The sequence below is a fragment of the Niastella populi genome (genome assembly GCF_002078015.1).
GTDB lineage: Bacteria > Bacteroidota > Bacteroidia > Chitinophagales > Chitinophagaceae > Niastella > Niastella populi.
In genome coordinates this window covers 18,900-31,347 of sequence record NZ_LWBP01000013.1, presented here as the reverse complement: position 1 = coordinate 31,347, position 12,448 = coordinate 18,900, and the positions used below count along the sequence as shown (strand labels likewise).

Genomic DNA, 12,448 nt, shown 5'->3' with positions numbered 1-12,448 from the left:
CAATTATGCCTGCTGAAAAAATAAACATACTGATAGTAGAGGATGAAAGCATCGTAGCGCTCGATCTTGCCAATGGCCTCGAGCGCGATGGGTATAACATAACCGGCATTGCCGACAATGCCGAAGAAGCCCAACAATTGTTCAATGACAATGAAGTGGATATTGTATTGATGGATGTGAACATCATTGGCGAAAAAGACGGCATCGATACCGCCATAGAGATCCTGAAACATAAAGCCGTACCCATCATTTATCTTACCGCATTTACCGATACCGCCACAATCGATCGCATAAAACATACGCATCCTTCGGCATTTTTATCGAAACCTTATAACCTCACCAACGTACGCATAGCCATTGACCTTGCCGTGAACAACTTTGCCGTATCGCGCGAACAACAAACCACCGGCAAGATCATACCGCTTGACAAAGACAGCAGCCGCAACACGGGCTCGCCTGAACGCGAAATGATCCTTCGAATGAACGATCATATTTTTGTAAAAAGCAATTATGCCTTTGTAAAGTTGAAGCTGTGCGAATTGTTGTATGTTGAGGCGGAAAACAACTACGTGTCCATTATCACAACCGATAAAAAGTTCCTGTTGCGCCTTTCACTGAGCCAGTTGCTCGACAAGATCAATTATAAACCGCTGGTGCGCATCCATCGCTCCTATGCGGTAAACATCAATACCATTCAATCATTTAACGAACAGGAAGTTGAAATAAACCAGCAGCACCTGCCCATTGGAAGAAATTATAAGGAAGAGTTCCTGAAACATTTCGACTTCAGATAGCCTACCCCGCCATACCGCACATTCACATACAAATTCCGGTCATTGACATACAAACGGGACCCACAATGCCGGCTTAAAACGTAGTTTAGCACCCGTTATTAAACAAGGTGGTCAAAAAAGGAAAAGGCAACATAAACGGGGTTTATTAAACCTTTGTAACAGGGTTCTGATTTGTAAACAGGTGTTCTAAAAAAAGGTGGTTCCAATGGTGATACCCTATAAACCCGGTCGGTGTATCACCGATGAAAAAAAGCAGGTGGCAATTTTTTGCCGCCTGCATTTTTTTTGACCCAGAAGAAAAGCGCCTCCCCACCGGGGGAGCCTTTAATAATCATATTCCCTTCTAAACATATTCATTCTTAACCCTGCTGTTATAACAGAGGTGTTCCTGTTGCCCACTTCGGCTATACCCGGTTTAAAGTTCCTTACCAATGCAGAAGCTTCGAGAAACAGGTTCTCCCTTACTTCATATGACACCAGCAACTGGGCATTTATACCGGTTGACCCCGGGCCGCTTGGTAACGAAAAGCCATAATCGCCGGAGCGGGTTGTATTTACCTTGAACACGTTTGACCCGTAATTGGTGCCGGCTGTATCGACCCCCTGTTTCCATACGATAAGCCGTGCCGAGGTTGTCCATTTCGGATGCGGCTGATATCTTACTATACCAATGGCCTCTACAAAATTGGCGCCCAGCGGATGTGCCATTGGCTGGTTGTAATGCGTGTAATTGGCAAGACTGTCATAATGCGAATAGGTAAACGGCCGCACCAGATTCACTTCTCCCTGCAGATCGAGGTTCCTTATACTGAATGCATCGATGTATTTACCGCCAGCCTGTATACCGAACTTATTGGCCCACCAGCCTTTGCCCGATCTCATTTCACTCACCTTCAATTCATCGAGCAACAGTTGCCCATAAAACTGAAAACGCTTAGCCACGTTTGCTTTAAGATCGATACCCACAAAAGCGTTATCGGCGCTGCCATTTTGCTGTTCGGCCAAACGCAGGAAAATAACAGGGTTCAGATAACTGAATTCAAAATGATTCCTGCGGTCGAACACAACGGCTTCAAAAATGCCAATGTTCAGCCATTTGGTAACATCCATGCTTAAATGATGCATGGAGGTATATTTTTTATCGAGCAGTTTATCACCTGCATTTATCTGAATGGTTTGCGGCGTTAACTCGGTGAACAGGTTCATGTAGTTGAACTTCCAGATGCGGGTATTGATCTTCAGGAACAAATAACTGTTGCTGAAATCGCTCAGGAACAAACTGCGGTAGCCGTTACCAATGAAATTCTTATCGTACCCAAATTGAAAATCGAAATATCTGGCGGCAGTGAAGTTGATTGAACCACGGGCATCGATATAGTCGGTAGCTGTTCTTTTGAAGGGTTTATAAAATCCATAACCGGGCACGGCATTATATTGAATAATTCTATCCTGTACAAAAAGCGGGGCACGTTCCTGGTTATCGGTTATATAAGCAGAAAATCCGACCTTTTTGGCAATGAGACCGCGAACCGTCAATCCTTTGGTATTTAAAAAAAGCCGGTCATCTGAATGTTCGTCGCTTTCAAAAGAAAGCTGTTGCTGAAGCACGGGGTTAACAGTGAAGAAAAAGTCCTTTGTATTTACTTCCAGCAAATTGGCCTTTGTTTTATAAAAAGTGTTCCAGATACTTTTTTTGCTGTAAAAATCGCTGGTATCGGTACCGGTCACCCACTCTGAATTATTCATCAGTAAACTTCGCAAATTGTATTCATCGACCCTCGACAGTAAATTGCCACCGGTTTTTTGTATTGAATCAGCAGTTTCTGCAATACGTACCGCTATTTTCCGGCTGAACGGTTTTACAGTGGTCAGGTTGAGATCATCATTCTTTTGCAGTAAAATTTCGAGCCGGTTCAGCAGGGCCTGATGTTTGCTGCCCTGCGGTAAATACGTTGATTGCGCCAGTAACCCGTACGGAATTAATAAAAACAATAAGGGGACAACGGTTTTTATAATATATTGCATGGCCAGTATTTAAAAATATTATTTTTTCAAGATATGCAAAATTACCTGATAAAAAATATAATGGTCGTGAATGAAGGCGGTACGGCCGTGAAGGATGTATTGATAAAGAACGGCCGCATTGAAAAGATAGATCGTAGCATTCAACCAGATATATTAGTTACTGAAATTAATGGCGAAGGCCTGCATTTATTACCCGGCGCCATCGACGACCAGGTTCACTTCCGCGAGCCCGGCCTCACCCACAAAGCTACCATTTATACTGAATCAAAAGCAGCAGTAGCCGGCGGCGTTACTTCGTTTATGGAAATGCCCAACACCATGCCCCCGGTATTTACTCACGAACTACTCGAAGATAAGTACACCATTGCATCAAACAGCGCACTGGCCAATTATTCGTTTTACATGGGTACAAGCAATGAGAATGCCGGAGAGGCCCTGAAAACGAACAAGCGTAAAAACGAAATTGCCGGCATCAAGATCTTCATGGGCTCATCGACCGGCGGCTTACTGGTCGACAATTACCTTACGCTCGATAAGATATTCCAGGAAAGTGAAGTGCTTATTGCAACCCATTGCGAAGACGAGAAGATCATTAAGACCAATTTTGAAAGAATAAAAAAAGAAAAAGGCGTACTGGAACCATCAGACCATCCATTGATCCGCGATGAGCATGGTTGTTTTGAAAGTTCCCTGGCAGCCATACAATTTGCCCAGAAGTATAATACCCGACTGCACATCCTGCACATAAGCACGGAAAAAGAGCTGGCCCTTTTCTCGAACATGAAACCGCTGGGCCAGAAAAATATTACCGCCGAGGTATGCGTACACCACCTGCATTTTACCAGCAATGATTACAGCCGCCTGGGCAACCTGGTAAAGTGCAACCCAGCCATTAAAGCGCCTCATAACCGCGAAGCATTGTGGCAGGCCCTGCTCGATGACAGACTGGATGTGATCGCCACAGACCATGCGCCCCATACGCTCGAAGAAAAAGGCGTTGCAAGGAATGCAGCCGGTTTGCTTACACTGCCGGCCAATACCGAAGGCTCATATGAAAGAGCACATGCCGGACTGCCGCTTGTTCAACACAGCCTGCTGTTGATGCTGCATTATGTAAAAGAAGGACGCATCACCATTGAAAAAGTGGTAGAAAAAATGAGCCATGCAGTGGCCACCTGCTACCAGATAGCCGACCGGGGCTATATAAGGGAAGGTTATAAGGCCGACCTGGTGATCGTTGATATGAACGCAACTACCACAGCCACAAAAGAAAACATATTGTATAAATGCGGCTGGAGCCCGTTGGAGCAGTTCACCTTCCCGGCGGCGATTACCCACACTTTTGTGAACGGAAACCTGGTTTATGGAAACGGGCATTGGAATGAATCTAATAAGGGAGAGCGATTATTATTTAATCGGTAACTTACGAAACCAATAGCGCAATATCCATGGAACTGGACAATACCACGTATAACGATCTGTCTGTATTTCAGCATGAGGAAGAATTTTCAATTTTTCACCGGCTTTGTTTTACCCGCACTTCGCAGGGGCGCGACTGGCTGTTAAAATATTTCAGCAATCCCTTCAGCGACCTGAAACCTATACAGGATACCCAGCAGGTTCTGAAGTCGATAATAGCCAATATTGACCAATGGCCAAATGAGATCAGCAATGGTACATTGATGGTGATAGAAAAGTTCTATGACAGTAATGTTGATGCCATTCCCAACGCCAATGTTGTTCATGCCCTGACTTATAAATTGTTCAATGGAGGCGATTTCTCGCTGGTACGGTATTCCATTTCGCATTTTTCCGATTTTATGAAAGGAATGAACCGGCTGGTGCAGTTGCTCGATAAGGAGGATGCGCCCCTGATGATACGCACCTTCCTTCGCCGCGCCGCCGACCTGATGAACAAACCCATCCTTATACAGTTGAGAGAACGGGAACGGGGCAAAGAATTCAGTTGGAAAGAAACGTTACATTACGGCGGTTACATCAGGGATCAGTTCAGACATGCAGCATTCGAACTTATAACCATATACAGCCGGATAGATGCATGGTATTCCATGGCAGTAGCCGTACAAAAAATGGGACTTTGTTTTCCAGAGTTCATTAACCAGGAAGAACCGGTTATCGATGCTCAACAACTATATCATATTCTGCTGCACACCCCCACCCCCTACGATGTGCGGTTAAACCAGGATAATAATTTCCTCTTTCTTACCGGCGCCAATATGGCCGGCAAAAGTACTTTCATTAAAGCGGTAGGCAGCACCGTGTTCCTTGCCCATTTGGGCATGGGCGTACCGGCCCGGTCTATGCGCCTTACCCTGTTCGACGGGCTGTTGAGCAACATCAACGTGGTAGATAATATCATAAAAGGTGAAAGCTATTTCTTCAATGAGGTACAACGCATAAAGAATACCATCATAAAGATCAATGATGGCCGCAAATGGCTGGTGCTTATTGATGAACTCTTCAAAGGCACTAACGTGCAGGATGCTATGAAATGCTCTTCCACCGTAATTAAAGGACTGATAAAGATAAAAAGCTCCCTGTTCATACTTTCAACCCACCTGTACGAAATAGGCGAAGAGCTGAAACAATATCCCAATATTACATTCCGCTTTTTTGAAACCACGGTTAAAGACGATCAACTCGAATTCAGTTACCAGCTGTGCGAAGGCATCAGTAATGACCGGTTAGGCTACCTTATATTAAAAAGAGAAAAAGTGGTTGATCTGCTGGAGAAATTATAACATCAATGAATTAATCGCGATGCATCAGGAACGGAACCAGCTATAGGTGGAAAGCTATCGTGGTGAAGGCCATCGTCAACTACAATCCATTACCGGTCATCTTTCTTTTTGTCCAACACCATAAAAAGTGTAGACAACTGTTCTCCCAATGCTATCTGATGTTTTACCGTTTTGTCAAGGATCAATCCGCAGACAAACAACAGAATGGCAATGATCTCAAGGGCAGCTGCTAAAATAGCACTCGGAACCCGATATACATATCCGGTATTTATAAATTCAAGTATGGGAAGAATACCAACTGCAATACCAATAACAGCGCATATTAAACCGCATACTCCAAAAAACATAAGCGGCTTATAATCCTTGAACAATGAAAAAACGATCTTAAGCACTTTGAATCCATTGGAGTAGGTGTTCAATTTTGAAACACTTCCCGAAGGCCTGTCGCGGTATTCAATAGGAACTTCCTTTATTTTATAATTGTTATGCAAGGCATAAATAGTCATTTCGGTTTCAATTTCACTCCCCCTGCTCAGCACCGGGAAGGTTTTTACATAATACCGGTTAAACACCCGGTAACCCGACATGATATCTGCCAGCTTTGAACCGAAAAGAAAATTGATCAGTTTTTTTACCAGGCTATTCCCAAAGCCATGCATTGCACGGCTATTTTCCTTTGAATAAGTTCCATTCGACATCCTATCACCGATCACCATATCCGCTTCGTTGTCAAGCACAGGCTTCAGGAGGTCATGAACGCAGGTTAAAGGACAGGTATCATCTCCATCTATCAAAACATATATATCGGCGTCAATATCTTTAAACATCGACCGAACCATATTGCCCTTTCCCTGGCGCGGTTCATTTACAACAATGGCGCCACTGGCAGCAGCTTTTTTGGCCGTATCGTCTTTTGAGTTGTTATCATACACATAAACGGCAGCCTCAGGGAGCTGCGCCTTTACATCCTTCACCACTTTTTCTATGGTAACAGCCTCATTATAGCACGGAATTAAAACTGCAATTTTCATTGTTAATTATTAATCGATCACCCTTCGGGTCAAAGCATAATTGACCCGCAAATTAAGCATTAGTGTAAGATAAAAGAGCATATTGGCTTCCCGGCCCATAAATTACGTGAATTAATGCATTTTTATCGTTCCGGCGGTTCAGTTGTAACCATATAATTTTGTGGCGCAACGGGGTAAATGTGTAATTTTCATTTCCAGAAATATCTGATCATGAAATGGACTTTACTACTGAGCCTGCATTCCTTTTTCGGCCTCCATCTGTTCGCTCAAAAACCCGGCGCCCCCATAGATGTTCAACATTATGAATTTTCGATAGCACTTACCGATACAAGCGATGTAATAAAAGGGAACGCAGCCATCGAGGTGTTATGTATGAAAGATGCGCAGGCCATCACCTTCGATCTTATTTCAAAAAATAATAACCACAAAGGCATGGCGGTTATACAGGTTTCGGAAAATGGAAAACCGCTCACCTTTACGCACATCGATAACCTGCTCACCATTGCGGCCGCAGTTAAAAGTGGCGACAGAAAAAAATTTGAGATCACATACGAAGGCATCCCCGGCAATGGGCTCATCATTACCAAAAACAAATATGGCCATCGCGTTTTCTTTGCCGATAACTGGCCGAACCGCGCCCGCCACTGGCTGCCCTGTATAGATCACCCTGCCGATAAAGCGCCCCTTGATTTTATTGTAACCGCCCCGGCCCATTACCAGGTAATTTCAAATGGTATTAAAACGGCCGATTCCCTGCTGGCGGGCCGGCAAAGGGTTACTCACTATACTGAAACCACTCCCCTCTCAACCAAAATAATGGTTATAGGTGTTGCCGACTTTGCCATACAGGAAGCAGGCACGGTTAATGACATACCCGTATCGAGCTGGGTATATCCTGAAGAAAAGGACAAAGGATTTTATGATTACGCACTGGCCGTGGAGATACTGCCTTACTTCATAAAAAATGTTGGTCCGTACGCTTTTAAAAAGCTGGCCAATGTTGAATCAACCACCATGTTTGGCGGTATGGAAAACGCCAGCGCTATCTTCTATTCCGATGAATCGTCAATAACCGGTACCCGCAAAAGCGAATCGTTGCTGGTGCATGAAATTGCGCATCAATGGTTTGGCAATATGGCCACAGAGGCCGACTGGAGCCATCTGTGGTTAAGTGAAGGATTTGCCACTTATATGACCATTCTGTATTTCGAAAACAAATATGGTTACGATACAGCCCGGCACATGTTATCGAAGAACCGCCAGCAGGTTATCGATTTCGCAGCAAAAAAATTGCGCCCGGTAGTTGATTCCGCTGTCACCAACTATATGGAGCTGCTGAACGCCAATTCTTATCAAAAAGGCGGCTGGGTACTGCACATGTTACGCCGTCAGTTGGGCGACACTACATTCTGGCAGGGCATTCGAACCTATTACAACCGCTTTGCCGGCAAAAATGCAGTAACGGACGATCTGTGTACAGTAATGGAAGAAGTTTCCGGTAAAAATCTGAAACCGTTCTTTCAGCAATGGCTGTTCACCGCAGGCCATCCAAAACTGGAAATAAGCTGGCGATACATTGCCGCTAAAAAGAAGGTAGCAATCACTGTTATACAACAGCAGTCGCCGGTATTTATATTCCCGCTTGAACTGCAGGTTGACAACAAAAAACATCTTACAGCAATAACCGGGCGTGAAACCCAAATTTCAATTCCCGTTTCAAATAAGCCCGTAACACTTATTGCCGATCCGCAGGTAAATCTGTTGTATGAAGGCAGTGTGAAGGAGAAGAAGTAAGTACAGCCATCAGCACCAATATACACATTACAATCCTCAAAAGGGTCACTGCCGGCCCGCCACTCAGATAAAGATTTTTCATTATCTTTCCATTCCGTGTATGCGCGGGATAACCATAAACTTTATTCATGCTTGTCAAAACGTATGGAAGCGCCGTATATGGTGTGGAAGCCATAACCATTACGGTTGAGGTAAATGTAATGCCGGGCAATATTCACTACTACATCGTAGGCCTGCCCGATAACGCCGTGAAAGAAAGTCTGCAACGGGTTGAAAGCGCCATAAAGACAATAGGTTACCAGATGCCGCGCACCAAGCTGGTTATCAATTTAGCGCCGGCCGATATAAAGAAAAGCGGTTCCTCCTTCGACCTCGCCATTGCCATTGGCATTCTTGCAGCCAATAATCAACTGAACGAACCCGGGAAATTAAAGGATTACATGATCATGGGCGAACTCAACCTCGATGGAACGGTTCATCCCATAAAAGGTGCGTTGCCTATTGCCATTACCGCCCGTAAAGAAGGCTTCAAAGGCCTCATCGTTCCCAAACAAAACTGTCGTGAAGCAGGCATGGTGAACGCCCTGCCGGTATATGGTATCGGGCATCTTACCGAGCTTATCAGTTTTATGAACGATGAACAAAGCATACAGCCGGTGGTAGTGAATACGCGGGATGAATTTTACCAGGCCCAGGAAGAATTTGAGTTCGATTTCAGTGAAGTGAAAGGTCAGGAAAATATAAAACGGGCATTGGAGATCGCTGCGGCCGGTGGTCACAATGCGATCCTGATCGGTCCGCCGGGCGCGGGTAAAACCATGCTGGCAAAACGGTTGCCCACCATTCTTCCTCCTTTATCATTAAAAGAAGCGCTTGAAACGACCAAGATACATTCAGTAGCCGGAAAGTTGCCGGCACATGCCACATTAATTGCACGAAGACCGTTCCGCTCGCCGCATCATACCATCAGCGACGTAGCGTTGGTTGGCGGCGGCGGTATACCGCAGCCCGGTGAAATTTCGCTGGCGCATAATGGGGTGCTGTTCCTCGATGAATTGCCGGAATTTAAACGAAGTGTGCTGGAAGTGATGCGCCAACCGATGGAAGAGCGCAGAGTAAGCATCAGCCGGGCTAAAGTGGCGATTGATTTCCCGGCCAGCTTTATGTTGATCTCGTCTATGAACCCCTGTAGTCGCGTCGCCTTGTTCCGGCATTTTCTGAAAGGTGGGGTGCGGGGAGGTGCGAAAAGCAGACCGTAACTTCATCTTTCTCAACCACAATGGATTCGGTGATCGTTTCGACGATAGTCCGCCGCTGCTCGAACTGAAGGGTCGGCCACTGCTCATGGAGCTTTTTGGCTTCCTGCATGACGAGATCCGATGACATCCGCTGAACGTTAATCGAGGCGATGGCCGCTTCCAGCTCGGCAATGGTAGTGTCCAGGCCGGCAACCTGCTCTTCGATGGGCTTGTAGCGCACCAAAAACCGGTCTGAAGTTATTTCCCGCTTCAGCCGCATGTCTTCCAAGTCTTCCATCTGCCGTTTCAGCTTTTTGGATTCTGCCAGCGAATTCGCAAGCAATGCCTGCTTTTCGGCCATGAGCCGTTCGGACTGGGCAAGGTACTTTGCCACATCGCCGTCGGTCAACAGGTACTCTTCAAGCATCTGGTGGAACGCATTGTCGACGACATCCATCGGAACCCGATTTTTGCACTGACGGCAGCTGTAGACGGGGTGATTGTGGTATATGTACATTTTCCGGCCGCAATGACAGGTTACGAAACCGGCAAGGAGGAAGATTGTTTTCCTGCCCAGCGGCTTGCGGTTCTGCGCCTGGGCGTTCAGGTAGTTGTTGCACTTGTCCCAAATGTCTTCCGAAACTATGGCGGGACAATCGACGAATACCCACTCGTCCTGCGGTTTCAGCTCCCAGTGCTTCTTGTTGCCTGTGCTTTTGGTGTAGTTCGCGCGGCGCATTCCCTTCGCCATCGGGTCGCGGAGCAATCGGTCTACCGAATTGTCGGTCCACTTCGACCCGTTGCGGGTTAGCAAGCCGCGCTTGTTCAGCTCCTTCGCGGTGGTCTTTTTGCGCTTGCATTGCAGGAAAATCTCGAACATGAGGCGGCGAACAGCCGCTTCTTCCTCATGGATGACCAGCCGCTTCGCATTCTTCTCCCCTTCCCATCGGTATCCATATTGCGCGGTACCGCCCAGGGTTTTGCCCATTTTTGCCCGAACCGGAACAGAGGCCGCAACGCGGCTCGCTATTTCTTCCCGCTCCCATTGCGCCATCGCGGCAATGATTGTGTAGAACAGGCGGCCGGCAGGGGTGCTTGTGTCAATAGATTCTTGGAGGGATATGAGGTCTGCGTTGTGTTCCTGAAAGTATTCCGAAAACGCAAGCAGCTCTTTGGTGCTGCGGGCAAGGCGGGCGAGCTTCGAAAAAACGAGGCCGGTAATGAACCCTTCCTTAATGTCTTTCTGCATCCGCTTCGCTTCCGGATGCTCCATGACTGATTTGCCCGATACCGCTTCGAGGTGGTACACGGTGGCGACCGTCCAGCCCTTTGCTTCGCAATACCATCGTGCGCGCTGCTCGTGGTGCTGCGGCGATTCGCCTTGCGCCTGGTCTTCGGTACTTACCCGAATCCAGATGCCAACTGATTTTTTGCTTTCCACGCTTTCTGTTTTTAAGTTTTAAAAGAAGCCGATAGCCTTTGACGCTACCGGTGAATATTTACTTCATTGAGACACAAGGACGGGTCGGAAAATAAGAGAGAAGAAATTGCCACTTTAGGATAGGTATCGCCATTGAATCAGCATGTTCTTCGCGAAGTATTGCAGGCGCCAGAAATGTACAAAAAAAGAATAAGGGAAAAACACCCATTCCTATTGAACAGCATAAAAAGCCTTATCAAACAAGGCTTTTTCACGCCCTTTAAGGCGCTTATTTATCCTCTAATTTCTTGCTATTAAAAGTCAATCGTGGTATAATAAAGCGCAGCGGAAATACTATATCCCCTGCGCCGGTTCGCTACTCATTATCATAACGGGCGGGCTGGGAGTTATTTGAAATATGCAAATTGTAAAAGACAAGGCGCATTTGTTTGATTTGCTGAAGGATGGGGTAAGCGAGTTCTCTATTGCACTCAAATTCTGCGGTAGAAGTTCAAAACATATTGAGCTTATGCCTGACAATAGGCTTTACATCAATAATTATATTGACGGAAGCGAGTTTACTATAAAGCAAAATCAGCTATTTGATGAATCTATTACCAACATTGGCAAAGCCCTTACTCAAGGTGCTTTGTATTACGAGTTATAGGTATGAATGAACTAAAACTTTTCACTAAAGATGAGTTTTTCTCAATGCTCGACAAAGCCATTGCTGCTTATAAAGACCATTACAGTGTCGATTTCCCGAACGAATATAAAGACGACTGGGAAGCTTTACAAAACTTACTCTTGGTCGCCGATAATAAACTTGAAGAAACCAAAGGACACTTAACATTGTATGTTGAAGCATGGCATGACGAAGGGCTACTCCTTGCTTATTACAGCGAAAGAGCAAAGCATTTAATTGTTGTTGAAAGTGATTTTTCTATCGCTTGGAATAATTATGACGAGCTCAAAGATGAGTTATGGAGCCAGCAAGAATATGCGCAATCATTAGAAAAAAGACTTAGTGGAAGAGTATAGCTATGAGTGATAATAATGACCATTTTATTTTACCAAGCATAAAAGCCGTCGTAGATTACCTGTATGAGGCAGAAGAAAAAGATTGGCTTGCGAACGGTAGTCCGCACATGCATATCTTCCTAGACATACGGGCAACCCGTTGGTGGCTGAATTCAAAGAAAATAGTAGGAGATGCGATATCGAACATTAACATTGATAATGTTTGCATTATGTGCGGAAAGCTCATGCCAAAGGATTGGGACGGCTATTGTTATGAATGCGAGTATCAGAACGAATTATGAATAACGATACAAATTATTCTTCATTTATGGTGGTTGCATAAATTCCTAGATGAACACTTTGG

10 protein-coding genes are annotated in these 12,448 nt (G+C 45.5%); 7 read left to right on the top strand and 3 right to left on the bottom strand.

The annotated features are described in order from the left end of the window. Positions 1-5 precede the first annotated feature (5 nt). Positions 6-794 carry a LytTR family transcriptional regulator DNA-binding domain-containing protein gene (locus A4R26_RS04220; protein WP_081160960.1) on the top strand — a complete coding sequence of 263 codons (789 nt, stop codon included), beginning with the start codon at positions 6-8 and terminating at the stop codon, positions 792-794. Positions 795-1,118: 324 nt separating this feature from the next. On the opposite strand, the gene A4R26_RS04215 is transcribed toward A4R26_RS04220, so the two are convergent. Further along, the gene (locus tag A4R26_RS04215; RefSeq protein ID WP_081160956.1) at positions 1,119-2,819 is read right to left on the bottom strand and encodes a hypothetical protein; all 1,701 of its coding nucleotides are present in this window, start codon (positions 2,817-2,819) and stop codon (positions 1,119-1,121) included. Between the two features lie 33 nt (positions 2,820-2,852). Here A4R26_RS04215 and A4R26_RS04210 point away from each other — a divergent pair, with 33 nt between their 5' ends. Then, positions 2,853-4,241, top strand: a complete 1,389-nt coding sequence (locus tag A4R26_RS04210) for a dihydroorotase (protein WP_081161272.1) — start codon at positions 2,853-2,855, stop codon at positions 4,239-4,241. Positions 4,242-4,267: 26 nt separating this feature from the next. Then, on the top strand, positions 4,268-5,581 hold the full coding sequence (locus A4R26_RS04205) for a MutS-related protein (protein ID WP_081160951.1): 1,314 nt from the start codon (positions 4,268-4,270) through the stop codon (positions 5,579-5,581). Positions 5,582-5,670: 89 nt separating this feature from the next. On the opposite strand, the gene A4R26_RS04200 is transcribed toward A4R26_RS04205, so the two are convergent. Further along, complete coding sequence (locus A4R26_RS04200; protein WP_081160948.1) at positions 5,671-6,612, bottom strand: glycosyltransferase family 2 protein; 942 nt, start codon at positions 6,610-6,612, stop codon at positions 5,671-5,673. A 210-nt stretch (positions 6,613-6,822) separates the two neighbouring features. Between A4R26_RS04200 and A4R26_RS04195 the strand changes: the two genes are divergently transcribed. Beyond that, positions 6,823-8,406: a M1 family metallopeptidase gene (locus A4R26_RS04195; RefSeq protein ID WP_081160943.1), complete on the top strand. Its 1,584-nt coding sequence runs from the start codon at positions 6,823-6,825 to the stop codon at positions 8,404-8,406. A gap of 128 nt (positions 8,407-8,534) precedes the next feature. Next, positions 8,535-9,665: a YifB family Mg chelatase-like AAA ATPase gene (locus A4R26_RS04190; RefSeq protein WP_242674817.1), complete on the top strand. Its 1,131-nt coding sequence runs from the start codon at positions 8,535-8,537 to the stop codon at positions 9,663-9,665. On the opposite strand, the gene A4R26_RS04185 is transcribed toward A4R26_RS04190, so the two are convergent. Beyond that, complete coding sequence (locus tag A4R26_RS04185) at positions 9,583-11,085, bottom strand: recombinase family protein (RefSeq protein WP_081160939.1); 1,503 nt, start codon at positions 11,083-11,085, stop codon at positions 9,583-9,585. The genes A4R26_RS04190 and A4R26_RS04185 overlap by 83 nt on opposite strands. A 397-nt stretch (positions 11,086-11,482) precedes the next feature. Between A4R26_RS04185 and A4R26_RS04180 the strand changes: the two genes are divergently transcribed. Together A4R26_RS04180 and A4R26_RS04175 are read left to right on the top strand one after the other, a co-directional pair. Further along, entirely contained in the window at positions 11,483-11,731 is a 249-nt protein-coding gene (locus A4R26_RS04180; RefSeq protein ID WP_081160935.1) for a hypothetical protein, read from the top strand. A gap of 2 nt (positions 11,732-11,733) precedes the next feature. Next, complete coding sequence (locus A4R26_RS04175; protein WP_081160930.1) at positions 11,734-12,105, top strand: hypothetical protein; 372 nt, start codon at positions 11,734-11,736, stop codon at positions 12,103-12,105. The last annotated feature ends 343 nt before the right edge of the window (positions 12,106-12,448 follow it).